We start from the raw sequence: 22,660 nt of genomic DNA on the forward strand, positions 1-22,660 counted from the left end.
CGCCGGGGTCGACGGGCGCCCCCGACCGGACGGGAACAAGTCCTCAAATTCGTCATCGGGGAACAACTCGTGCCGATGATCGGCGAGGAACTTGAACACCGAACCGACCGGAAGCATATGCCCAGCCATCGACTCGACATCCAAAAGCTGACGTTGACCATCATCACGACCCTGCATGAATTAAGTCTTAATCAGCCCCCGAAAATACTGGGAAGGCGCGCCTTAAAACGCCAAATCGACCACCAAATTAATCAGCGGTCTCCTAGCTCTCGCCGTTTTTGTTGTGTCGGAGCGGCAAACACCTCGCGACGCTGCATACACCTTTCGGTGCGGAAGACGTTCCACAGGCAGCTCGTGTTTATAGGTAACTAAGTACGTCAAGACGCACCTGCGCGATGACCGCGATGATGATGTAGCCGACCAGCGCGATGACCGGCACCCAGCTATAGGCAGCAGAAGCCGCTTTGCGGAGCGAGCGTGGTGCAGGAATTGCGCCAACTTTAAGGTTGCGCAGGGTGACGGCCCAGAACATCGGAATGGTCACTGACCAGACGACCATGCACCAGGGGCACAGCGTGAAGAGGTTGAAGATGCTTTGGTAGGCGAGCCACAGAACCAACGCGAATGCACCAGCGATGCCAATGTTGAATGTGACCCAGAACCAGCTATTGAATCGGGCACCAGCGAGGATTGCGGCACCAACGACGACGGGGGCCATGAACCCGACGAGGCCAATGATGGGGTTCGGAAAGCCAAACACTGCGCCTTGTGCTGAGTCTAAGTTCTTGGCGCACTGAACAATGATGCTGAAATCGCAACTCAGCGCGTCACCAGGGTTCTCGAGAGTGTGGATCTTCTCTACCATGAGCTGGAATGAAGCCCAGAGCCCTACGAGGCCAGTGACGATCAGAAATATGGCGAGGGCTATGGGCCTGTTTCGAACCCCGGATGCAGTCATGCTGGGATTATCGCATGCGCGTCACCCGGGTTCTAGTTCGAAGTGCAACACGGTGTGGTTTCCTTCGATGATAGTTCCTGGAAGATTTCGGCGGGGGTTGCCCAGCCGAGGATTTTGCGGGGCCGGTTGTTGATCTCGGTGATGTATTCGTCGAGTTCTGTCTGGGTGAGGTCAGAGAAGCTGGTGCCCTTGGGGAGGTAGCGGCGGATACGACCGTTGAAGTGCTCGTTCGTGCCTCGCTGGTAAGCCGAATATGGGTCAGCGAAATACGTCGGGATCGCGAGGGTGTCAGCGAGTTTGTAGTGGTACGCGAACTCGCTGCCGTTGTCGGCGGTCACCGATCTTCCAGCGTGGGCTGGAATGGAGGTGAAGATTGTTAGTTGCGCATCGAGGGTGGCTTGCGCGGTGATCGATTCGATCTTGATCGCGAAGAGTTTCCGGGATCGGCGTTCCACGTTGGTGTGTAGGCCACCGGTGCCACGCAGCCCGAGGACGCTGTCAGCTTCCCAATGCCCGAACTCATGACGATTCTCGATCACGGCGGGACGGTCATGGATCGAGGTGCGCCACTTGATCCGCTCGGAATGCACTCGTCTGCCCTGTCGTTTCCTGCGTTTGCGGTGCCCACGGGTCAAATATTGTCGAAGTTGACGGTGTGATTGTGCTGGCGAATAGATCCACGAATACACCGTCTCTGCACTGACTCGCATCCGTGGATCGTCAGGGAACTCGGAGGGTAAACGGCCCGCGATCTCCTGGGGCGTCCACCCACGACGCAACGCAGAGATCACCCAATCCACCAGCTGGTCGTAGCCCATCCGGTAGGGCTGATGCGAACGGGCCACGCGCGTGTCTGACTGGAATTGGGCCTGAGCCCCGAGGTAAAGACGTTCATGTGGGCCACGAGTATCGAGCCTGTTGCGCAGGTACGGGCGCAGGTTCGCGTGATCGTGTTCTGGTTGCCACGAGCCTCGGTCCACCTCTCGGGTGATCGTGGACCGGTGAACCCCAAGCTGGCGAGCGATCTCCGCCTTACTGATGCCCCGATCACGGAGCCTGGCAATCTCGATACGGTCGTCCAACATCAAATGTCGGTATTGTGCGGTCAAGGAAGTGCAACCCTTCTCGGAGTGATCTCAATAACCACAACTTAGAAGGTGTTGCACTTCCGACTAGAACCCGGGTCAGGCTCACATTATGAGAATGCGTGCGATAATGAAATGTAGTTACTCCGAGCCGCGCTCGGGATAACACCAAGAAGGCTTACCGGGCATAGCGACCGGACCAGTTACGCAACGCTTGTTGCGCGAGTCGGATAGCCAGTTCCGAAGTGTCGTGACAGGGCACAGTGTCGTGACAGGGCACAACTGCAGCGCGAGCCACGAGCCCGTTGCAGGACCTGAAGAATTAGTAGCGGTTCCCCAGCCATAGGTTTGGCGGGGGAATAGCGCACGAGAGAGTACCCGGTAGGTGGCGCGGTCGCCTATTAGGGCAAGGAGTACACCAGCAATGGTGAATGAAAGCGATAATTCGAAAGCAGTTCCGAAGAAGAAGGGCCTTTTTGGCCGCATTCTTCCTGCTTCCAAAGCAGCAGTGAAGCCAGTGGCGCAGACGCCGCCGGTGGAAGCTCCTGCGGCTGCAGCTGCAGCACAGCGCACGGCAGCGGGCGCTCCTGCGTCAGCAGAGTCAGCAGCAACGACCGCAGCGACCGAGAAAGCCGAGCCCGCCGCAGCACCCACGGCTTCTGGCACCGCGCAGGGACAGAAGACTGCACCGACGCGCTCACGATCGCGCAAGAGCGCATCATCGTCAGCAGAGAAAACTGCCGACGGCGCTTCGACCGAGAAATCACCGAAGGCCAAGAAGGCGACTGCGGCTACCCCTCCGTCTACGACGTCCTTGCTCTTCCAAGCACCAGACCTGCCAGAGCTTCCGGCTCGCGCACCTCGTTCGCGCAATGACAATAAGTCAAACGCAGACACTCGCAACGATGACAATGGTGATCACGACGAGGCAGGCAATGTCCGCCGCCGTTCACGCCGTCGCTCGGGTGAAGAAGCTCGCCCCGGCGATGAGTCTCCCAACACCGTTGTTCGTGTCCGCCAGCCTCGCAAGCAGCCGGAGCCCAGCAACGAGCCGACGAAGGTCAAAGGTTCTACGCGTCTCGAGGCTAAGAAGCAGCGCCGCCGCGATGGCCGCGATGCTGGTCGTCGCCGTCCCGTTGTGACCGAGAGCGAGTTTCTCGCGCGTCGCGAAAGCGTCGACCGCGTCATGGTGGTCCGCTCAAAGTTTGACCGCATCCAGATTGCTGTTCTTGAAGACGGCGTTTTGGTCGAGCACTACGTTGCCAAGGCCCAGGATGCGAGCCTCATCGGCAACGTGTACCTCGGTCGGGTGCAGAACGTTTTGCCCAGCATGGAAGCAGCGTTCGTCGACATCGGGCGTGGCCGCAATGCCGTGCTCTATTCCGGTGAAGTTGACTGGGATGCCGCAGCAGAGAACTCTGCTGATGGCAAGCCGCAGGCACGCCGCATTGAGCTCGCGCTCAAGCCAGGCGACCGCGTGCTCGTTCAGGTCACCAAAGACCCTGTCGGGCACAAGGGTGCTCGACTCACGAGCCAGGTTTCGCTTCCCGGTCGCTACCTCGTCTACGTGCCGAACGGTTCGATGAGTGGCATTAGCCGCAAGCTCCCTGACACCGAGCGGTCACGTTTGAAGAAGATCCTCAAGGGTGTTCTTCCGGAGAACGTTGGCGTCATTGTGCGCACGGCCGCTGAGGGCGCAACCGAAGAGCAGCTCACGCTCGACGTGAGCCGACTGACGAACCAGTGGGCTGATATCAGCTCACAGGTTGAAAAAGCTCAGGCTCCCGCTCTGCTTCACTCTGAGCCCGATCTTCTGATCAAGATCATCCGCGACGTCTTCAACGAAGACTTCCACAAGCTCGTCATCGAGGGCGACGATGCTCGCAAGACGATCGAGGGCTACGTTCGTTCGGTCGCACCCGATTTGCTCGACAGGCTTCAAACGCATGAGAGCGCTGTCGACTCGTTCGAGGAGTACCGCGTCTCTGAGCAGATCGAGAAGGCTCTCGACCGCAAGGTCTGGCTGCCGTCTGGTGGTTCGCTCGTTATCGACCGCACCGAGGCCATGACGGTTGTCGATGTCAACACTGGCAAGTTTGTTGGCTCGGGTGGAAACCTTGAAGAGACCGTCACCAAGAACAACGTTGAAGCTGCTGAAGAAATCGTTCGTCAGCTGCGGCTGCGCGATATTGGTGGAATCATCGTCATCGACTTTATCGACATGGTTCTTGAGTCGAACCGTGACCTCGTGTTGCGTCGTCTCGTTGAGTGCTTGAGCCGTGACCGCACTAAGCACCAGGTTGCCGAAGTTACTTCGCTTGGCCTCGTGCAGATGACTCGCAAGAAGTTGGGGCTCGGCTTGCTCGAGACCTTCAGCGAAAATTGTGAAGTCTGTGCTGGCCGTGGCGTAGTTGTGCACCACGATCCCGTCACTAAGCACCGCCAACAGCCGACTCAGAACGAGCAGGCTGGCAGTGGTCGTCGTGGCCGCAATCGCGGTGGAAGCGGCAACAACGGTGGGGGCAACTCAGGCGGAAACAATTCCGGCTCCAGTGGCAATGGTGGTTCGCAGAACCAGCAGTCGAACGGTGCCACGAAGTCTGCCAATGGCGGTTCGAACAATGGCGGCGGCAATGGCAGCGGCAACGGAACTCACGCGATCACCGAAGACGTTCGCAACGCTCTTGCCCGCGTAGCGGCCAGCACAGTTGCGGCCACTGCAGAGCACGGCGCAGAAGATCCAGCGGCGGTCGCCGAAGCGCCATCGACAGACCAGAAGTCAGGATCCTCGAGCAAATCGGGCTCCTCGAGCAACTCCGGATCGTCACGCAACGTTGGTTCGTCACAGAAGTCGGATGCTTCCAAGACCGAGGCAAAGAGCCAGAAGTCGACTCAGAACTCGGCAACCCAGAAGTCGCCGACTCAGGCTAGCGATGTTGTTGAGGCCGCTGCAGTAGCTGCAGTTGCCATTCTCGATTTGCCGGAGTCGAAAAATTCGCAAGTTGCGCCGAAGATCAGCACGCACGATGCCGAGCAGATTTTGGGTTCGGTTCTCGAATCTCTTCCAGAGCCCAAGCAGCCGGGTCAAGGACGGTCGCGTGGTTCACGTCGTGCCAGCAGTCAGGGTAAGACCGTTACCGTGGCGCCGAGCGACGACAAGTAGATCCTGAAAGTCTCGGCCCTTTCTGGGTCGAGACTTTATAGGATTGGCATGTGAGTCACGCTGAGCCTGCGGGCCAAATTTTTCGACGCCGCGGCCGTAAAAATTCCCGTTCTAGCGCCCGATTGCCCGGTGTGGCGTTTGTCTGGGTCGTGGGAGTACTGCTGGCGCTCGGCGGCGTGATTTTGGCGCTGGGATACCTACAGGGTCCCAGGCTATTGAGCGCCGAACTCGACACGGATGCCGTCACAGACTCGTCTGATCAAACTCTGCGTCTGATTCTCAGTCAGTCAGTCTCGGGCATCGAGTCTGGGGCAGTAACGGTAGAACCGTCTGCGGCAGTGAGCGTCGCGAGCGAAGCCGATCTGATCTCGGTGACATTCGAAGAACCGCTGGACTACAACACTGCGTACACGGTTACGGTCAACGGTGTTGAGAGCGTGTCAGGGGCCTCGGCGTCGACGATTAGCTATTCCTTCACCACGGGTGGCCCTAAGCTCTACCTGCTCGACCGTGGAGAGTCAGCGGACGAGATTGTTCGTGCCGAGCTAGGTGGCTCTGAACGCTCCGTGTTGTTCGCGGGCGAGGGTATCCAGGAGTTCATGCCGTTTGGCGATCTGCTGGCCGTCACTACGGCTTCTGCGGACCGTCAGGGGACACTGTGGCTAGTCAACCCTCAGACGGGGATTGCTGAGAAGGTGGTGCTGCCTGAGGCAGGGGAAGTCGTCAATCTTGATGCTTCGCGTTCGGGCGCAACCCTGGGGTTCACAATCTCGAGTGACGATATTGGACCGATTGCCACCGTCTGGCACACCCTGTACACGATTGATTTTGATCGCGGTCGCGATGCCATTGCGGTGACGGGCCTCGATGGCGCGCCGATGCGGGTGACGGGGTGGCAGTTCATTCCGGGAACTCTGAACATAGTGGCGCTCACTGCCGACGGCACTCTCGTGCGGGTCGACTCGTCGACTGGCAACGTAGAGCCACTCGGTCAATACTTTGAGTTCGATCGGGTTTCAGCGGATGGCAGCCACGTGGTCGTCAGCGATTCACACGGGAGCGCTGCGATTGCGTTGACCGACGGTGCTGAGCGGGAATTGAACGCGTCACCGATAGATGGCAAACAGCCCTTTCTCGGACACACCGATGCGGGAGCTGCAGGCACATTGGTGGCCAAGATGGTGCTGGTGGGGGAGGCCGGTAACACTTTCAGCAGTCTGCTCGCCTATGACAATGGCGAAGTCTCGCGCATTCTGCACCAAACGGTCGACGACAAGGGGGCGATCCTCGACTTTCAGGTGTCGCCCAATGGGCAACTGGTGGCCGTCGAAGTCCAGCCCAACGTGTCTGCACTCGACTCTGACGAGTATGTGATGAATCCGCGCCCCCGCAGCGTCACAACTTATGTGGTTGATATTGCCAGTGGCGAGGTCACGCAGAACGTCGACGGTTTCGGGGCAGTGTGGCGCTAGCAGAGCTGGCGACTACATAACGAGGTCTCGACCGCAGGACGCTACTTGTTGCGATCGCGCTGCGGCACGCGCAGTCCGCTGGCCTCAAGCCGGCGCACGAACTCTCGCACTCCCACTGGTTCCGCGCCGAGGGCGACGAGTTGCTCCCACATGCGGGCAGGGACGTCGTAGTGGTCGAGGTCGAAGCCGCGCCGCGGGATGCCCGCGAGCTCGGCAAAGGCGTGCAATTCCGCCAGTGACGTGTCGCTCACAATGTGAGCCCACACAGTGTCGTGGGCGGGCCACATCGCTTGGTCGATCAACACAGTCATGGCCTGAGCCTAATTGAGGGCAGATCGTAACGTTGAGCTTTTGACCGGGCACCAGTCTGCGGCGTACTATGGTTGTCGCTGCACTTGAACCGTGGTTGCGATCGTTGAGATCGTGATCAATGTCCGGTGTGCACGTTCTCATTTTCGCCGAGTCGTCACTAATGATTGATTCAGTCGGAAGCAGCAGAAGCGTGTCGTTTGACCGGGAGTGCCCACGTCGAGTATCGTTGATCCTTGGTGTGTGCTGGGCTTCGCCCGCAGAATTCGCCACAAGCTTCAGTAGTTCTAGCTATTAATTGTTAAGTAAGGGTCAAAAGTGGTTTACGCAGTTGTGCGCGCCGGTGGGCGGCAGGAGAAGGTAGAGGTCGGCACGATTGTCGTTCTCGACCGCATCGCAGCCGACAAGAACGGCAATGTTGAGCTCGCTCCAGTTCTGTTCGTTGATGGCGACAAGATCACTCACGACGCCAAGGCGCTTGAGAAGATCAAGGTCGTTGCCGAGGTTCTGAACGATGAGCGCGGTCCAAAGATCGTTATCCAGAAGTTCAAGAACAAGACCGGTTACAAGGTTCGCCAGGGTCACCGTCAAGAACTGACCCGCATCAAGATCACCAGCATCAAGTAGCTGACGAGCGTAAAGGACTTCCAGGAAAATGGCACACAAAAAGGGCGCAAGCTCCACCCGAAACGGTCGTGACTCCAATGCGCAGCGCCTCGGCGTAAAGCGCTTCGGCGGTCAAGAAGTTCTCGCCGGCGAGATCATCGTTCGCCAGCGCGGCACCCACTTCCACCCCGGCGTCAACGTCGGCCGTGGAGGAGACGACACACTGTTCGCTCTCTCAGCAGGCGCAGTACAGTTCGGTGCAAAGGGCGGCCGCAAGGTCGTCAACATCGTCACCGTTTAGTTTCCCCGCTTGCCTGTTCGCAGGTGAACGTTACAGCGAAGAGCGAGCTTCGGCTCGCTCTCGCCATTTAACACAGCAACATTTAACACAGCAACAGCTTTACCCGTGTCTCACGAGAATAGGAGGAACCATCATGGCATCGTTCGTCGACCAGGTGACCTTGCATCTCGTAGCAGGACACGGCGGAAACGGTTGTGTTTCGGTCAAGCGCGAAAAGTTCAAGCCCCTTGCAGGCCCCGACGGCGGTAATGGTGGCGACGGTGGCAACATCGTGCTTTTCAGCGACCCGCAGGTCACTACGCTTCTGAACTTCCACCGTTCACCGCACCGCAAATCCCAGCACGGTCAGCCCGGTCAGGGCGATCACAAAGCAGGCACGGCGGGCGCTGAAATGCTGCTTTCTGTTCCGGTTGGTACGCTCGTCCGCGATCAAGCTGGCGAAGTACTGATCGATATGGATGCTCCGGGCATGCGTTTGGTCGTTGGCCCAGGTGGCCAGGGCGGCCTCGGTAACGCGGCTCTGTCATCCACGAAACGCAAGGCTCCCGGTTTTGCTCTACTCGGTACGCCCGGGTTTGAGGGCGACATCTTCCTCGAGCTCAAGACCGTGGCCGATGTGGCGCTGGTCGGGTACCCATCTGCGGGCAAGTCGAGCTTGATCGCAGCAATGAGCGCCGCAAAACCGAAAATCGCTGACTACCCCTTCACCACTCTGCACCCGAACTTGGGTGTCGTTGAGTCTGGCGATGTGCGTTACACGATTGCTGATGTTCCCGGACTGATCGAGGGCGCGAGCGAGGGTAAGGGCCTCGGGCTCGAATTCTTGCGTCACGTTGAGCGCTGTACAGCACTGCTGCACGTTCTCGACTGCGCCACCTTGGAGCCGGGACGCGACCCAATCAGTGACCTTGATGTGATTCTCGGCGAATTGGCAGCCTACCCAGTTCCTGAGGGCCAGAAACCACTGCTTGAACGCGAACAGCTCGTTGCCCTCAATAAGGTCGATGTCAGTGATGGCAGTGACTTGGCTGATCTCGTCAAGGCTGAATTGGAAGAGCGCGGCTACCGCGTGTTCGAAGTATCTGCTGTGACGCACGCAGGCCTTCGAGAGCTTTCCTTCGCTCTAGCGGCGATTGTCGTAGCTGATCGCGAAGCACGCAATTCCGAACCAATCAAGGAACGAATCGTTCTGCGCCCTCGTGCAGTGAACGCGAAGGACTTCGTCGTCAAGGTTGAGGGTGGAACCTACGGCAACGTCTACCGCGTTGTTGGCGACAAGCCAGAGCGTTGGGTTGCGCAAACAGACTTTGCGAACGAAGAGGCTGTCGGCTACCTGGCAGACCGTTTGGCTCGACTTGGGGTCGAGGACGACCTGTTCAAGTCGGGCGCCGTTCCCGGATCTACCGTAATCATTGGTGCAGGCGGAGGTGTTGTCTTCGACTGGGAGCCCACACTCTCGTCAGCAGCCGAGCTGGTTGCGGCTCCGCGAGGAACCGACCCCCGCCTTGATGACAACGAGCGTGCGACTAACCGCAGCCGTCGCAAGAATTATCTCGAGCGCATGGATGCCAAGGCCGCCGCGCGTGCCGAGCTTCAGTCGGAGCGCGAAGCTGGCGTTTGGGTTGACGATGAAGGTTTCGCCGTTGAGAAAGACGATGAGTCGGAGAATCGTGACTAGCAAGCCCGCCGCGCGCGCCGAGATTCCTCGTGCGCGCCGCATCGTTGTCAAAGTTGGGTCGTCATCGGTCAGCGGTGCCAACGTGGGCCAAATCGGCGCTCTCGTCGATGCGTTAGCAGCTGCGCACGCAGCAGGTTCAGAAGTGATCCTGGTGTCTTCCGGTGCCATTGCAACCGGCATTCCGTTCCTCAAGCTCGATGGTCGTCCCACTGACCTCGCGACACAGCAGGCAGCAGCCGCTGTTGGTCAAAACGTGCTCATCTATCGCTATCAAGAGAGCTTTGATCGCTATGGGGTCGTCGCTGCCCAGATTCTGCTGACCGCAGGCGATATGGACAACCCGACGCATCACAGCAATGCTCAGCGCGCCATGGAACGGCTGCTGGGGTTGAAAATCTTGCCCATCGTAAACGAGAACGACACTGTGGCGACTCATGAGATCCGCTTCGGCGACAACGACCGTTTGGCGGCCCTCGTTTCGGTGCTCGTTCGGGCCGACGTGCTCGTTTTGCTCTCTGACATCGATGCGCTGTACACGAAACCACCCTCTGAGCCGGATGCCGAACGTATTGACTTCGTAGCGTTCGACGATGACCTCATCGGGGTGACCTTCGGCGATATCGGCGCTGCGGGTGTTGGCACTGGAGGTGCGGGTACAAAAGTCGCGGCAGCGAAGCACGCCGCGGCGGCAGGGATCCCTGTTCTCTTGGCCGAGACGAGCCGTGTTGCTGCAGCGTTGGGTGGCGCATCCATCGGCACCTGGTTTGAGGCCGATGCCACAGTCGACTAAGTGTCGATAGCGCGTGTTTGCCGCGGCTACACTCTGAATATGGTTGATTCAGCTGTAGTCGAGCACACGATTACCGAGAAGTTTGAGGCAGCGTGCGCGGCCTCTCGCACGCTCACCACCCTCACTACGGTGCAGAAGAACGCGGCACTGGCCGCTATTGCTCGAGATGTTGAGGCGAACGCCGAGCGGATCATTGCGGCCAACGCGCTCGACCTTGAGCGTGGTAAGAGCAGCGGTATGGCCGAGGGTCTCCAAGACCGGCTGCGTTTGACGCATACTCGCATCGAGCAGCTCTCAGCTGCAGTGCTCGACATCATCGAGCTTGCTGACCCCGTCGGCACTGTCGTTCGGGGCTCAGTGCTTCCCAACGGTCTCTCCGTGTCGCAAGTTCGCGTGCCATTTGGCGTGATCGGCGCCATTTACGAAGCTCGGCCGAACGTGACAATCGACATTGCTGCATTGGCGCTCAAGAGTGGAAACGCTGTCGTGCTTCGGGGCGGGTCAGCTGCCGAAGACTCGAACCGCGTACTCGTCGATATTATTCAAACCGCGCTGCAGAGTGTTGGCGTCGAACCGACCGCCGTTCAAACGATCGATGAGTTCGGCCGCGAGGGGGCGAAGGCGCTGATGCAGGCTCGTGGATTCGTTGATGTCCTGATTCCTCGGGGGAGTGCTCAGCTCATCCAGACCGTCGTTCAAGAATCTACTGTTCCCGTGATCGAGACCGGTGCCGGAATTGTGCATGTGTTTCTCGACGAATCTGCCGACAAGAGCACGGCGATCGAGATTGTGCACAACGCCAAAGTGCAGCGGCCCAGCGTGTGCAACGCGCTTGAGACACTGCTCGTGCACGAGGCAGCGGCAGAACGACTCATTCCTAGCGTGCTTGCGCGGCTTGCAAGCGCGGGGGTGACGATTCACGCTGACGAACGCACACGCGAGTTGTTCCCTGAGGCCCAGGTGGCTGGCGATGATGCGTGGTCAATTGAACACTTGAGTTTGGATATCGCAGTGCGCGTGGTGGCCGACCTCGACGCGGCGATCGACCACATCACTACTTATTCCACAAAGCACACCGAATCGATCATCACCAACGATCTTGCCAACGCAGACCGTTTTCTCGCCGAGGTTGATTCAGCAGTGGTGATGGTGAACGCCTCAACGCGGTTTACGGATGGCGCGGAGTTCGGGTTTGGGGCCGAAGTCGGTATCTCTACCCAGAAGCTTCATGCTCGCGGACCTATGGGTTTGCCGGAACTTACCAGCACCAAGTGGGTTGTGCGCGGTAGCGGTCAGGTGCGCGGCTAGACTGTTCTAGGTTTTGTGAATGGAGATTTGATGTCTATTTTTCTGAATGTACTTGCGTCGGGCGAAGAGCTCGCACCGCTGATCCTGCCCGCGATCGCTTTTCCGCTCATCGCCGCAGTCGTGTTCACGACTCTCGGCTTTGTCACCTGGAGCTTTCGCGACGTCGCTAACCGCCACGTTGCTAAGCCCGCAAAGGCTGGCGACGCTCACGGCGCAGGCCACTAAGGTCGCATAATGTCGGCCGAGACGTCGCAGAGGCGTGCGCGCATCGGTATCATGGGTGGCACCTTTGACCCCATCCATAATGGCCACCTTGTTGCTGCAAGCGAGGCCCAACAACAGTTCGACCTCGATGAGGTCGTGTTCGTTCCTACGGGCAAGCCGTGGATGAAATCAACCGTCACCGCCGGAGAACACCGATATCTCATGACGGTGATCGCCACCGCTGCCAACCCTGGCTTTAACGTGAGCCGCGTCGACTTGGAACGTGAAGGCTCTACCTACACGATCGACACTCTGCGCGACATGCGTAAGGCCTATCCGGATGCTGATCTTTTCTTCATCACCGGTGCGGATGCTATGGCCCAAATCATGGAATGGAAAGACGTTTCAGAGGTCTGGACTCTTGCCCATTTCATAGCAGTTTCACGGCCAGGACACCCCTTAACTATTAGCGGATTGCCTACGCAAGGCGTAAGCTCGTTAGAAGTGCCGGCGCTTGCGATCTCATCCACCGATTGCCGAACCAGAGTCAGCCAGGGCTTCCCGGTCTGGTATTTGGTTCCGGATGGTGTCGTTCAATACATCGCCAAGCACCACTTGTATCGGAGTATGCCATGACCACTTTTCACGATCCGCCGCCGCAGTCGCGCCGCGCGGCACGTCAGAGTGAGCGCGAACGAGCCTCCGACGAGCAGCCCACAGCAGAGGGCTTCACAACTTTCCCTGCGCAAGAAGCGCAAGAGAGCCTCGTCGAAGAAACTCAGACAGACACGAGCGTCGAGACAACTGGCGCCCCTGCGGCTTCAGCGCCCGAGCTGCCAGACGCTGCGCCGCAAACGCCCGTAGCTTCTGCGTCGCCCCCTGCGCCTAAAGAGTCTCGGCCGTCGACAGATGCCGCGTACCGTACAGCGCCGCCACCTTCGCCCCAGACCCAGAACTCGTCGTTCGCGCCGCCGTCGTCTCCACCGGCAGCCGCTCCGGTATCGACTCGTGCCGCTGGCGAGTCCGACGAACTCCCATCAGCCCCTCCAACTTCGTCTGAAGCGCACGAGTCGAATTCTCGCGAACGCACTCTGTCGCGTCGTGAACTTCGCGAACTCCGTGCACGTCAAGAAGCAGAGCTCGCTGGGGAGGCCCTCGATGCGCCTGACGCGCCCAAGCGGGCAGAAGAACACGCTTTAAACAGGGTCGCTCTGACAGTTGATCCGCAGATTCCGGCATACATCGAACCGCCAGCACTCATTGATCCGCTCGCGGTGGTTCCTGAAGCGGCGGCGGTTAATGCGCCGTCTGGGGACGCACTCAGCGCCTTCGAATCGTTGCTGGCAAACGCTGATGGTTCCGCAAAGGATTCGGGCATCACCGATTCACCACGATCACCACTATTCGACCCGCGGCGTGATGCAGGGTCCGACAGGTCGACAGCCGAACTCAACTCTGGTAGCTCACTCAGGGCCCCATCGGCCGCGCAGTTGTCGGCTGCGCCTGCACCGTCCGCTGCGGAGAGGACGCCGGAAACAGTAGACGACTCGCAGCCAGTAGAGACTCCGCGGTCGAATGCGCGGTCAACAATCGCCGGTCTTCTTGGATTTGGGTCCGCGACTCCGGCCAAGCCTGCCGTTGACGAGACCGCTGCCGACGAGCCTGCGACGACCGTTGCTTCAGCGCAAACCAACCTCAGCGATGCGCGTGCAGAGTTCGACGAGCAGGCGCGAAAGCGACTCGATGGTGAACTTCCCGCCGTCGACAGTATTCCTGCCCCGCCGAAGGCAGCGCCGACCCCGGCGATAACCATTGATTCGTCAGCTGTGAAGCTTGTACCTTCTGGCCACTGGTCGCGACAGGCTGCGGTAGAAGACGAGCCGAATGACTCGGTCGTCTCGAGAACGATTGGTAGCGGAACAAGTGCAACCAGCGCTCTTGTCCTGCCGGCCATCCCGTTTGCAACCGACATCCGCGGTCCGTTGAACGCGAGCGGTGAAGCAGTGCTCACCGGCTCGATCGACCTGCCAAGCACGCTCTCCGCGAGCGGTGTTTCTGACCGATTCGATCACGCAGACATCGATTCGCTGCTTGATCTCAATGACAGCGACATGGTGTCGACTGATTCAGCACCCGTGCGCGCTGTCAAAGCGGTAAGCACATTCTCCAATCAGGCAGTGACGCAGACGCAGAAGCCGAAGGGCACTCGTGCGCTGACTGTGCTGATGATTTCGGCAGCGTCGATGGCTGTAGTCGTCGCTGGCCTTCTCGTGGCGGCGTTCGCCTTCAACATGTTGTAGATTTAACTCTTTGCTCTCTCTCCGATTAAGGATCCTGTGACTGCTTCTCCTCGTGCTAACGAGCTACTTTCCATCGTCGCGCATGCCGCCGACGCCAAGCAGGCGACGGATATGGTCGCACTGGATGTCACCGGTCCCACACCCTACACAGACATCTTCTTTCTCGCGACGGGTCGCAACGAGCGCAACGTTCAGTCGATCGCGTCTGAAATCGAAGAGAAGATGATCGAAGCTGGTTCGAAGCCGCTGCGTCGCGAGGGCCGTGCTGAGGGTCGCTGGATCCTTCTCGACTTCGGTCATGTTGTTGCGCACATCTTCCACGAGGAAGATCGCCTCTACTACTCTCTCGAGCGTTTGTGGAGCGATTGCCCCGTAATTCCGATCGAGATCACCGGTCCTACTTCTCCCGAAGCAGAGTCTGTTTAGTAAGTTCCGTTAGTTTGCTTCACACTTCGTAACCCAATTTGTCTGCGTCTCAGTGTGCTGGTTTTCTTGATCTAGCCGGGCAGTTAGACCCCGCGGTGGTTCGATACGAATCGCCTTCGATTTCTGGGGTTTCATGATTACGCTTTCTTCCGTCACCAAGACTTTTGGTGCCGCAGCGAACACAGTTCGCGCGCTCGATGATGTGAGTCTCGCTGTGCAGCGCGGCGAAATCTTCGGCGTGATCGGCCAGAGTGGTGCAGGCAAGAGCACGCTCATCCGTTCGGTCAATCTTCTTGAACGGCCAGACTCCGGCACCGTCACTGTCGCAGACCGCGAATTGACCGCTCTGAGTGACCGTGATCTCCTGCAGGCGCGACGCGAAATCGGAATGGTTTTTCAGCAGTTCAATCTGCTCGATAGCCGCACCGTGCGCGGCAACGTTGAACTGGCCCTTGAAGTCGTGGGCGTGAGTCGGCGCGAACGCACCAGCCGCACCAACGAGATTCTTGAACTTGTGGGCCTTGAGCACAAAGCGCAGCAGTATCCTGCTCAGCTTTCTGGTGGCCAAAAGCAGCGTGTCGGCATCGCCCGCGCCTTGGCATCGCGCCCTAGGGTGCTCTTGAGCGATGAAGCGACGAGCGCGCTCGACCCCGAAACCACAGACTCGATCCTTCAGTTGCTTCGCAGCCTCAACAAAGAGCTCGGTCTCACCATTTTGCTGATCACTCATGAGATGGATGTCGTCAAGAGCATCTGCGATTCTGCAGCGCTCATGAGTGGTGGCCGCATTCTTGAGCAGGGTCGTTTGGTTGATTTGCTCGCCCAGCCTGGCTCGCAGCTTGCTCGTGGCCTGTTCCCGCTTGGTGACCTGCCGGAGGGCAACTCCACCGTTATCGACGTGACCTTCGTTGGTTTGTCATCAGGGCGTCCTGTGGTCGCTCAGCTGGCTCGCACGCACCAGATCGATGTCGGTCTAATCGGTGCTGCTATGGAGACGATTGGCGGCGCGCACTCAGGGCGTACCCGTCTTGAACTTCCGGGGCCGATTGATGCACACACCGCCGCGATCGACGATCTGCGCGCCCAGGGCCTCGTTGTTGAGATTGTGAGGAGCGGACGATGATTGATTCCAACGCTCCCGGCTTCTGGCCGCAGCTTTTTGAAACGCTCCTGAAGGCAACAGGGGAGACCCTCTATCAGGTGGGCGTCACGATGCTCATCACGCTCATCGTTGGGCTCGCGGCGGGCACCCTCTTGGTGATCACTGACCGTGGCGGCATTCTCGAGCGTCCGTTCGGCAGCCTGGTGGCTGGCCGCATCATCAACGCGCTGCTTCAGGCGGTGGTGAACCTGGGGCGTTCGATCCCGTTCATCATCCTGATGATTGCGCTGATCCCGTTCACCCGGCTGCTGCTGGGTTCGGCATTCGGCGTGACGGCCGCGATCGTGCCGTTGACGGTCGCTGCGATTCCGTTCTACGCACGCATCGTTGAGATCTCGCTGCGCGAAGTCAACGAGGGACTCGTCGAGGCGGGACACTCGCTCGGGGCGACTCGTTGGCAGTTAGTTTCTAAAGTGATTGTGCCTGAGGCAGTTCCTGGCCTCATCCGTGGATTTACAACGACAGTGGTGTCGATTGTGAACTACTCGGCAATTGTGGGCGCGATCGGTGGTGGAGGTCTTGGCGATGTTGCTATTCGTTATGGTCACCAGCGCTACAGCGTCATCCACATTGTTGCGGTAATCATCGTGCTGGTCGCGATTGTGCAGATCGTTCAGGTGGTCGGCGCTCGCCTGGCCAACCGAATGTCTCACCGCTGACGCTGTCGGCGGCTTACCCCTGTGTAGTTTTTCTGTTTTCTCTTACCACTGTTTGTTTTCTCGATTAAGGAATGTCATGTCACGCTCCAAATTCTTCTCACTCTCCACTGTGGCCGCCGCTGGCGTGCTCGCTCTGACCTTGGCCGGGTGCTCGGCTCCCGCCGAGGAATCCGCGCCTACTGATGGCACGCTTGGTTCGCTCACTGTTGGTGCCACGGCAACGCCTGCTGGCGAGATCGTTCAGTTCGTTATCGACAGCGGACAGGCCGAAGCGGCCGGTCTCGAGCTAGAGGTCGTTGAGTTCACCGACTACACAACGCCGAACCCGGCGCTCAGCGAGGGCAGCCTCGACGTAAACCTCTTCCAGCACGCACCATTCTTGGATCTCTACAACGAGAACACGGGCGACAACCTTTACGTTGTTGGCCAGGTGTACCTCCCGCCGCTGGCTCTCTACTCCAAGACGGTTGATGAGCTCGCTGACCTCAAGGATGGCGCAAAAATTGCGCTGCCGAACGATGCCAGCAACGAGGGCCGTGCGCTTCTGTTGCTCGCGGATGCCGGACTGATCGAGACGACAGAAGCACCGTCGACGGTCGCTGACATCACTGCCAATCCGAGCAACTTCAACTTCATCGAGATCGATGCAGCAAGCTTGCCGTCGGCCCTCGATGACCAAGATGCGGCAATCGTGAACTTCAACTACGCAGGAGCAGCTGGTCTCACGGGTGACCTGCAGCTGGTTACCGAGCCCACTACGAGCTCGTACTACAACACCCTCGTCACGCGCGATGAGCTCAAGAGCGACCCTCGCGTGCTCAAGCTGTATGAACTGTTGACCTCCGACGAGACGAAGGCGTACATCAACGACTTCTACAACGGACTCGTCATCCCCGTTTCTTAGTCGAAACGGTTAGCCAACTTTGCAAGTTTCTGCTTGTCTGTGGGGCGGTCAGCATCCAATCGGATGTCGGCCGCCCCATAATTTTTGCTCGCCAGTACCACGAATGGTTTTGGTTGGGCCGCGTGTGTAGTAATCTTGAGAAGTTGCATTTTCGGTAACGAAAATAAAACAAATGGGTCCATGGCGCAGCCCGGTAGCGCACCTGCATGGCATGCAGGGGGTCAGGGGTTCGAATCCCCTTGGATCCACCATTGTCCTGTCTCAGGACATAGGAAACCGTTGAACCCCTAGGGTTCAGCGGTTTCCTTGGTTTTGGGGTTGGTAGTCCGTGGTGGTGTCGAGGATTAGTTGGGACTGCTGAAGGCTTGGTTGAGTCTTTGACCTGCCCAGGATTGCGGATTGTGCCCTGACCGCAGCCGCATCGCTCTTAGTTACGGGTTCCAACCGAGCCGGCGGCTCAACTCGCGAGCAGCATGCTCGAGCGCGTCGAGGATTGAGTCCTGCAGTGGCACTTGTGTCCGGCCTGACAAAGTGGCGGCGGCCTGAATACCGTACGCGTGGGTGACGGCGACGGCCGCAACAATGCGGCCACTACGGTCCCGCACCGGCTTAGCAATGGAGGCGAGGCCATCTGTCACCTCGCCGAACTCGCGGGCGAAACCTTGTCGGCGCACTGCGTCAATCTGGTGCAGGAACTCGGCGTGGTTGCGCGGCCCCTTGCCGGTGCGTTGGATGAAGGCATAAGTGGGCGGAAACAGGGCCTGCAACTGGTCGCGCCCGAGGCCAGAGAGGATCATTCTGCCGGAGGCCGTGAGGTGCGTAGGAAGACGAACGTCCTTGGCAGTGACGAGAGGGGCGCGGGAACGCGCTGTCTGCTCGTGAATGTACAGCGTCTCATGGCCGTGTAGCACTGCGAGGTGGGCAGACTCGCCGAGGGTGGCGACCAGGCGATCGAGCACGGGGTGGCCGAATCGGGCCAGCGGCACTTGGATGCCGAATGCTTGGCCGATTTCCAGCGCCGCAATGCCAAGGGCGTAAGTCTTGAACTCGGGTAGGTGGGTGACATAGCCGAGCGATTGCATCCCCCGCAAGAGACGGAACGTCGAGGAGCGCGGCGAGCCGATGGCCCGGGTGATCTGTGCGGCCGGGACCGGGTTCGCTTGGGTGGCGAGGTAGCTCAGGATACGCAGGGGGCGCAGCGAACTGTCGGTGGTGTCGTTCATGGGTGTCCTGCTTCCCGGGCAGAATCTCATATTTGAGACTGTATCTGACGTGCTTACATTGTCCCCGCTGTCCGTCCACAGTTCAATGGGTGTACGCAGAAAATTCTGGGTGGCAAACATAACCCTTACCGACGAAGGCGTCAGGAGACGACGATGACAGTGACCACCGATGCCCCGAGAACCCGAACCCGCGGGATATGGAGACTGTTCGTCTACAGTGGCATTGGGGCGTTTATGTTTTTCGTTCCGCTGACCATCGGCGGCAAGAGCACGATTATGCTCGACCACATCGTCACGTTCTTGCAAGTGACCATCGGCTCGGTATTGCCGTATTACGCCCTCGCGATCATTGTGGCTGGCGCTGTGTATCCCTTTGTGACGGGGAATTGGAAGACGTCCGTCATCGGTACGGTGTTCTCGCTGTTCAAGGTCGTGGGCATGGTGGTGGGAGTCATGATGGTGTTCCAGGTCGGCCCGGCCTGGCTGTTCGAACCGGACATGGGCCCGTTCCTTTTCGAGAAGCTAGTGATTCCAGTTGGGCTACTTGTGCCAATCGGCGCCGTGTTCTTGGCGTTGATGGTGAGTTACGGCCTGCTGGAATTCATCGGCGTGCTTGTGCAGCGGGTGATGCGCCCTATTTGGAGAACTCCGGGGCGCTCAGCCATCGACGCGGTCGCCTCGTTTGTAGGCAGCTACTCGCTCGGGCTGCTCATCACGAACCGGGCCTTCAAGGACGGCAAATACACCGCTCGGGAGTCGGCGATCATCGCCACCGGATTCTCCACGGTCTCGGCCACGTTCATGGTCATCGTGGCCAAGACCCTTGACCTGATGGGTCAGTGGACAGCCTACTTTTGGGTGACGTTCCTCGTGACCTTCCTAGTCACGGCCCTCACGGTGCGCATCTGGCCCCTAAACAGTATCCCCGATACGTACCACCCGGACGCGACTCCACAGCCCGAAGAGGTCCTCACCGGCAAGCGGCTGTCGGTGGCCTGGTTGCAGGCTCAGGAAGCGGTCGCGGCGGCGCCCTCGCTTGGCATCAACGTGTGGCGAAACGTGCGCGACGGTGTGCTGATGGCGATGGCGATCCTGCCTTCTATCCTGTCTATCGGGCTGCTCGGGCTTGTACTCGCCAGCTACACGCCCGTGTTCGACTGGCTTGCCTACGTGTTCTATCCCTTCACCTGGGCGCTGCAGCTTCCCGAACCGATGCTCGTGGCCAAGGCCAGCGCCGTGGGCGTGGCCGAGATGTTCCTGCCAGCGCTACTTGTGGCGGGGTCAGTGCCGGTCGTGAAGTTTGTTATCGGTGTTGTGTCGGTCTCCGGAATCATCTTCTTCTCGGCACTGGTGCCGTGCATCATGGCCACGGACATCCCGATTCCGGTGTGGAAGCTCGTGGTGATTTGGTTCCAGCGCGTGGTGCTGACCTTGGTCATTGTGACTCCGATCGCGTTCTTGCTGTTCTGAGGCGTGGCGCGCGGTGCGCGTGGGAGGCGAGGGGTGGACTGAGGCACCCTCGCCAGGCCGTAGCTCACATCGTGGCTAGCTACGCCGTAGAGAAAGGTGTCGTGGGCGGCACCACTCCGGCCTTGCGCACCCGCGCCTTGAACCATTTGGAGTCGGGGATGCGCGCGAGGATCGGCCCAGCGATGATCGTGATGAGCACGTAGGCAGTTGCTAGCGGCGCGAGCATGGGCTCGATTCCGGCACCGACTGCTAGGCCCGCGATGACGATCGAGAACTCTCCTCGAGGCGTAAGTACTAGACCGGCGCGCCAACGGCCGGCCACTGCGATCCCGGCTCGCTTCGCTGCCAGGTAGCCCGAGAGCGTCTTCGTGGCGATAGTGACGATGGCGAGTGCGAAGGCGGGAAGCAGCACAGGAATGATGTTTGCCGGGGCTGTCGAGATCCCGAAGAAGACGAAGAAGACTGCGGCGAAAAGGTCGCGTAGCGGAGTAATGAGCTGAGCTGATTGGTGGGCGACAGGCCCAGAGATAGCAATGCCTACCAGGAAGGCTCCGACGGCCGCAGAGACGCTCACACGCTCTGCTAAGCCAGCAACGAGCATTGTTAGCCCTACAACACCGAGTAGCAACGCTTCGGCGTTCTTGTCGGGAAGCAGCCGTGACAAGAAGCGGCCGTGACGCAGCGCGACATAGAGAATGAGCAGCACCACCGCGACGGCGATTGCCACCGTGAATGCGCCCTGCAGCAGCCCTGCACCGATGACGAGTGCGGAAAGCACCGGTAGATAGAACGCCATAGCGAGGTCCTCCATCACGATGATGGAGAGTACGGTAGGTGTTTCACGGTTACCGAGGCGGCCTAGGTCACGAACGACTTTGGCGATTACGCCAGACGACGACACCCAGGTGACGCCGGCCAGCGCGACAACAGCGGTGGGCTCCCAGCCCAACAGAATGGCGAAGAGAGCACCGGGCAGCGCATTGAACACACCATCAAGAATTCCTGACACCTTGGACGTTTTCAGGTTCGAGACGAGCTCCTCAGCCGAATACTCGAGCCCGAGCATCGCAAGCAGCAGAATTACGCCAATCTGCGAACCAACCTCGAAGAACTCTTCGGAGGCCTGAAACGGAAGCAGGCCGCCTTCGCCCACCGCAAGACCGGCAAGCAGGTAAAGCGGGATCGCCGAAAACCCGAAGCGTGCGGCAACCCTGCCGAGCAAGCTGAGAACAAGCAAGAGAGCGCCAACCTCAATGAGCAGCTGCGTCGTCTCATGCATACGCGAGCCCTAGCTGGGGCCGCGGTTGATGAGCTTGCCGAGTGCGTCGAGACCCTTGCGGGTGCCCACAGCGACAATAACGTCGCCCGACTCAAACGTGACCTCAGGACCAGGAGAGGGAACAACGTCGTTGCCGCGGGCGATCGCGACGATTGACGCGCTCGTGAGGGTGCGCGCTTTCATATCGCCCATGGGGTGTCCGACGAAACCGGAACCACTAGGAAGAGAGATTTCTTCGGTGTAGAGGCCTTCAGCTTTCTCGCCGAGAACCGACAGACGGCTCAACGTCAGCGAAGAACCGAGAACCTCGGCGATCGCTGCAGCCTCGTCATCAGTCAGCGAGATCGAGGCAGCATTCGAGTCCGGGTCATCCGCATTAAAGAATGCAAGATCGCGTTCACCAGAACGCAGCGAAACCACGCTGACACGGCATCCCGAATCAGTGATCACATCATTGCGAACACCAAACCCAGGTAGATCAATTCGTTCGATTCTTACGCCCACGTCTCCAACTTACCAATACATGTTGAGGTCAATAGTCCAGCGAGAAGCCTACGCCTCTTAGGCAGCAACTCCATACTTTTTCATAGAGGTCTCTACAATGGTGAGCCCCTCGAGCCCGGGCATGCGAGAAATGTGCTCATCGAGCTTGCGAATTTCGCGCAACCCTTCTTCTCCGGAGAACAGATGCCCCATGACGTGAGAGACCTCTTCAGCGGGCATGATGCTCGAACCAACGGGACCCCACGCGCCCTTCAATGCGAGACGGGCAAGCACCTGTGCCTTCTTGCTCTTAGCTAAACGCTCACGAGCCTGAGTGGCATAGAACGCAACATGGCGCGCTTCTTGCTTAGCGATGCGGCGAAGCAATTCTGAGAGCACCGGATGCTTCTCCATGTCCGCGAGACGGTTGTAGGCAGCAACGGCCGACCATTCATTCGCGGCGCCCCAAATCATGTGCACGGCGATGAAGTCTTTGCCGATCACGTTGCCGAGAACCGACTGTTTGATCGGGTCGAGACGATCCTTCCAGCCGAGCTTCAACCGGGTCGCTTTGAGCTCGTCGTAATCAAGGGTCACTTTGTGGGCACCGAGAACCTTCGAGAGGGCTTCGCCGTGCCAGAACTCTTCCCGGTTCCACATCGTCATGAACGCACTCACATCGACCTCTTTGTGTGAGGGCGTCACGAGCAGATCCCGCAGGTAGCAGACCGTGTGGTACTCGACGTCGGCCATATAGCGAAGACTGCGCAGAGTTGAATCGGGCAGCGGGTTGCGCTCAAACTCGGTGAAGTCGAGGTCACCCCACTGAACCTTCTTAGAGGTGGAGGTGTAGCGATCAATATCAAAGGCCATGAGGTGT

General features: G+C 59.1%; 23 protein-coding genes, 1 tRNA gene and 1 pseudogene. 16 read left to right on the plus strand and 9 right to left on the minus strand.

All coding sequences use genetic code 11. From position 1 onward, the window contains the following. The 3 genes and pseudogenes from ABD112_RS00005 to ABD112_RS00015 all read right to left on the minus strand — a co-directional run. A pseudogene (locus tag ABD112_RS00005) lies at positions 1-177 on the minus strand (IS5/IS1182 family transposase); the annotation flags it as partial. Between the two features lie 181 nt (positions 178-358). Next, positions 359-958 carry a vitamin K epoxide reductase family protein gene (locus ABD112_RS00010; RefSeq protein ID WP_343922049.1) on the minus strand — a complete coding sequence of 200 codons (600 nt, stop codon included), beginning with the start codon at positions 956-958 and terminating at the stop codon, positions 359-361. Between the two features lie 32 nt (positions 959-990). Next, positions 991-2,043 (minus strand): IS30 family transposase, encoded by a 1,053-nt coding sequence (locus ABD112_RS00015; protein WP_343922050.1) that lies wholly within the window; start codon positions 2,041-2,043, stop codon positions 991-993. A 424-nt stretch (positions 2,044-2,467) separates the two neighbouring features. Between ABD112_RS00015 and ABD112_RS00020 the strand changes: the two genes are divergently transcribed. Together ABD112_RS00020 and ABD112_RS00025 are read left to right on the plus strand one after the other, a co-directional pair. Beyond that, positions 2,468-5,206 (plus strand): Rne/Rng family ribonuclease, encoded by a 2,739-nt coding sequence (locus tag ABD112_RS00020; RefSeq protein WP_343922052.1) that lies wholly within the window; start codon positions 2,468-2,470, stop codon positions 5,204-5,206. A 50-nt stretch (positions 5,207-5,256) separates the two neighbouring features. Further along, positions 5,257-6,678: an Ig-like domain-containing domain gene (locus ABD112_RS00025; protein WP_343922054.1), complete on the plus strand. Its 1,422-nt coding sequence runs from the start codon at positions 5,257-5,259 to the stop codon at positions 6,676-6,678. Positions 6,679-6,719: 41 nt separating this feature from the next. On the opposite strand, the gene ABD112_RS00030 is transcribed toward ABD112_RS00025, so the two are convergent. After that, positions 6,720-6,989: a DUF4031 domain-containing protein gene (locus ABD112_RS00030; RefSeq protein WP_343922056.1), complete on the minus strand. Its 270-nt coding sequence runs from the start codon at positions 6,987-6,989 to the stop codon at positions 6,720-6,722. A gap of 316 nt (positions 6,990-7,305) precedes the next feature. On the opposite strand from ABD112_RS00030, the gene rplU reads away from it, so the two are divergent. From rplU to ABD112_RS00090, 12 genes are all read left to right on the plus strand, one after another. Continuing rightward, entirely contained in the window at positions 7,306-7,614 is a 309-nt protein-coding gene (gene rplU, locus ABD112_RS00035; protein ID WP_009772527.1) for a 50S ribosomal protein L21, read from the plus strand. Between the two features lie 28 nt (positions 7,615-7,642). After that, complete coding sequence (gene rpmA, locus ABD112_RS00040; RefSeq protein ID WP_219948239.1) at positions 7,643-7,894, plus strand: 50S ribosomal protein L27; 252 nt, start codon at positions 7,643-7,645, stop codon at positions 7,892-7,894. Positions 7,895-8,027: 133 nt separating this feature from the next. Then, positions 8,028-9,572 carry a GTPase ObgE gene (gene obgE / locus ABD112_RS00045; RefSeq protein ID WP_343922065.1) on the plus strand — a complete coding sequence of 515 codons (1,545 nt, stop codon included), beginning with the start codon at positions 8,028-8,030 and terminating at the stop codon, positions 9,570-9,572. After that, positions 9,550-10,362: a glutamate 5-kinase gene (gene proB, locus ABD112_RS00050; protein ID WP_343922067.1), complete on the plus strand. Its 813-nt coding sequence runs from the start codon at positions 9,550-9,552 to the stop codon at positions 10,360-10,362. Before obgE ends, proB begins: the two co-directional genes overlap by 23 nt. A 39-nt stretch (positions 10,363-10,401) precedes the next feature. Then, positions 10,402-11,670, plus strand: coding sequence for a glutamate-5-semialdehyde dehydrogenase (locus ABD112_RS00055; protein WP_343922069.1), 1,269 nt, complete (start codon positions 10,402-10,404; stop codon positions 11,668-11,670). 30 nt (positions 11,671-11,700) lie between these two features. After that, positions 11,701-11,895, plus strand: coding sequence for a hypothetical protein (locus ABD112_RS00060; protein ID WP_343922071.1), 195 nt, complete (start codon positions 11,701-11,703; stop codon positions 11,893-11,895). 9 nt (positions 11,896-11,904) lie between these two features. After that, positions 11,905-12,510 carry a nicotinate-nucleotide adenylyltransferase gene (gene nadD / locus ABD112_RS00065; RefSeq protein ID WP_343922073.1) on the plus strand — a complete coding sequence of 202 codons (606 nt, stop codon included), beginning with the start codon at positions 11,905-11,907 and terminating at the stop codon, positions 12,508-12,510. Then, positions 12,507-14,174, plus strand: coding sequence for a hypothetical protein (locus ABD112_RS00070; protein WP_343922075.1), 1,668 nt, complete (start codon positions 12,507-12,509; stop codon positions 14,172-14,174). Before nadD ends, ABD112_RS00070 begins: the two co-directional genes overlap by 4 nt. A 36-nt stretch (positions 14,175-14,210) precedes the next feature. Then, a complete protein-coding gene (gene rsfS, locus ABD112_RS00075; RefSeq protein ID WP_343922077.1) occupies positions 14,211-14,600 on the plus strand; it encodes a ribosome silencing factor in 390 nt (129 codons plus the stop codon). Positions 14,601-14,733: 133 nt separating this feature from the next. Then, positions 14,734-15,723 carry a methionine ABC transporter ATP-binding protein gene (locus ABD112_RS00080; RefSeq protein ID WP_343922079.1) on the plus strand — a complete coding sequence of 330 codons (990 nt, stop codon included), beginning with the start codon at positions 14,734-14,736 and terminating at the stop codon, positions 15,721-15,723. Further along, the gene (locus ABD112_RS00085) at positions 15,720-16,421 is read left to right on the plus strand and encodes a methionine ABC transporter permease (protein ID WP_343922081.1); all 702 of its coding nucleotides are present in this window, start codon (positions 15,720-15,722) and stop codon (positions 16,419-16,421) included. Before ABD112_RS00080 ends, ABD112_RS00085 begins: the two co-directional genes overlap by 4 nt. 76 nt (positions 16,422-16,497) lie before the next feature. Continuing rightward, entirely contained in the window at positions 16,498-17,325 is an 828-nt protein-coding gene (locus ABD112_RS00090) for a MetQ/NlpA family ABC transporter substrate-binding protein (protein ID WP_343922083.1), read from the plus strand. Here ABD112_RS00090 and ABD112_RS00095 read toward each other — a convergent pair. Continuing rightward, positions 17,322-17,474 carry a hypothetical protein gene (locus ABD112_RS00095; RefSeq protein WP_343922085.1) on the minus strand — a complete coding sequence of 51 codons (153 nt, stop codon included), beginning with the start codon at positions 17,472-17,474 and terminating at the stop codon, positions 17,322-17,324. The genes ABD112_RS00090 and ABD112_RS00095 overlap by 4 nt on opposite strands. A 25-nt stretch (positions 17,475-17,499) precedes the next feature. Between ABD112_RS00095 and ABD112_RS00100 the strand changes: the two genes are divergently transcribed. Next, positions 17,500-17,576: transfer RNA gene (locus tag ABD112_RS00100), tRNA-Ala, on the plus strand. Between the two features lie 180 nt (positions 17,577-17,756). Here the strand turns inward: ABD112_RS00100 and ABD112_RS00105 are convergent. Continuing rightward, entirely contained in the window at positions 17,757-18,548 is a 792-nt protein-coding gene (locus ABD112_RS00105) for an IclR family transcriptional regulator (RefSeq protein ID WP_343922087.1), read from the minus strand. Between the two features lie 153 nt (positions 18,549-18,701). On the opposite strand from ABD112_RS00105, the gene ABD112_RS00110 reads away from it, so the two are divergent. Continuing rightward, positions 18,702-20,018, plus strand: a complete 1,317-nt coding sequence (locus ABD112_RS00110) for a YjiH family protein (RefSeq protein WP_343922089.1) — start codon at positions 18,702-18,704, stop codon at positions 20,016-20,018. Positions 20,019-20,097: 79 nt separating this feature from the next. Here the strand turns inward: ABD112_RS00110 and ABD112_RS00115 are convergent, their stop codons facing one another. The 3 genes from ABD112_RS00115 to ABD112_RS00125 are packed head-to-tail and all read right to left on the minus strand — an operon-like array spanning position 20,098 to position 22,653. Further along, positions 20,098-21,297, minus strand: coding sequence for a cation:proton antiporter (locus ABD112_RS00115; protein ID WP_343922091.1), 1,200 nt, complete (start codon positions 21,295-21,297; stop codon positions 20,098-20,100). Between the two features lie 9 nt (positions 21,298-21,306). Continuing rightward, positions 21,307-21,801, minus strand: a complete 495-nt coding sequence (locus ABD112_RS00120; protein ID WP_343922093.1) for a cation:proton antiporter regulatory subunit — start codon at positions 21,799-21,801, stop codon at positions 21,307-21,309. Positions 21,802-21,858: 57 nt separating this feature from the next. Further along, on the minus strand, positions 21,859-22,653 hold the full coding sequence (locus tag ABD112_RS00125; RefSeq protein ID WP_343922095.1) for a ferritin family protein: 795 nt from the start codon (positions 22,651-22,653) through the stop codon (positions 21,859-21,861). Positions 22,654-22,660: the final 7 nt, after the last annotated feature.

Source organism: Rhodoglobus aureus, from assembly GCF_039527955.1.
Taxonomy (GTDB): Bacteria; Actinomycetota; Actinomycetes; order Actinomycetales; family Microbacteriaceae; genus Rhodoglobus; species Rhodoglobus aureus.

Coding starts and splice junctions, on each gene's coding strand:
- ABD112_RS00010 (WP_343922049.1), bottom strand. CDS start 958: ATGACTGCATCCGGGGTTCGAAACAGGCCCATAGCCCTCGCCATATTT.
- ABD112_RS00015 (WP_343922050.1), bottom strand. CDS start 2,043: ATGTTGGACGACCGTATCGAGATTGCCAGGCTCCGTGATCGGGGCATC.
- ABD112_RS00020 (WP_343922052.1), top strand. CDS start 2,468: ATGGTGAATGAAAGCGATAATTCGAAAGCAGTTCCGAAGAAGAAGGGC.
- ABD112_RS00030 (WP_343922056.1), bottom strand. CDS start 6,989: ATGACTGTGTTGATCGACCAAGCGATGTGGCCCGCCCACGACACTGTG.
- rpmA (WP_219948239.1), top strand. CDS start 7,643: ATGGCACACAAAAAGGGCGCAAGCTCCACCCGAAACGGTCGTGACTCC.
- obgE (WP_343922065.1), top strand. CDS start 8,028: ATGGCATCGTTCGTCGACCAGGTGACCTTGCATCTCGTAGCAGGACAC.
- proB (WP_343922067.1), top strand. CDS start 9,550: ATGAGTCGGAGAATCGTGACTAGCAAGCCCGCCGCGCGCGCCGAGATT.
- ABD112_RS00055 (WP_343922069.1), top strand. CDS start 10,402: ATGGTTGATTCAGCTGTAGTCGAGCACACGATTACCGAGAAGTTTGAG.
- ABD112_RS00060 (WP_343922071.1), top strand. CDS start 11,701: ATGTCTATTTTTCTGAATGTACTTGCGTCGGGCGAAGAGCTCGCACCG.
- nadD (WP_343922073.1), top strand. CDS start 11,905: ATGTCGGCCGAGACGTCGCAGAGGCGTGCGCGCATCGGTATCATGGGT.
- ABD112_RS00070 (WP_343922075.1), top strand. CDS start 12,507: ATGACCACTTTTCACGATCCGCCGCCGCAGTCGCGCCGCGCGGCACGT.
- ABD112_RS00080 (WP_343922079.1), top strand. CDS start 14,734: ATGATTACGCTTTCTTCCGTCACCAAGACTTTTGGTGCCGCAGCGAAC.
- ABD112_RS00085 (WP_343922081.1), top strand. CDS start 15,720: ATGATTGATTCCAACGCTCCCGGCTTCTGGCCGCAGCTTTTTGAAACG.
- ABD112_RS00090 (WP_343922083.1), top strand. CDS start 16,498: ATGTCACGCTCCAAATTCTTCTCACTCTCCACTGTGGCCGCCGCTGGC.
- ABD112_RS00095 (WP_343922085.1), bottom strand. CDS start 17,474: ATGCAACTTCTCAAGATTACTACACACGCGGCCCAACCAAAACCATTC.
- ABD112_RS00105 (WP_343922087.1), bottom strand. CDS start 18,548: ATGAACGACACCACCGACAGTTCGCTGCGCCCCCTGCGTATCCTGAGC.
- ABD112_RS00110 (WP_343922089.1), top strand. CDS start 18,702: ATGACAGTGACCACCGATGCCCCGAGAACCCGAACCCGCGGGATATGG.
- ABD112_RS00115 (WP_343922091.1), bottom strand. CDS start 21,297: ATGCATGAGACGACGCAGCTGCTCATTGAGGTTGGCGCTCTCTTGCTT.
- ABD112_RS00125 (WP_343922095.1), bottom strand. CDS start 22,653: ATGGCCTTTGATATTGATCGCTACACCTCCACCTCTAAGAAGGTTCAG.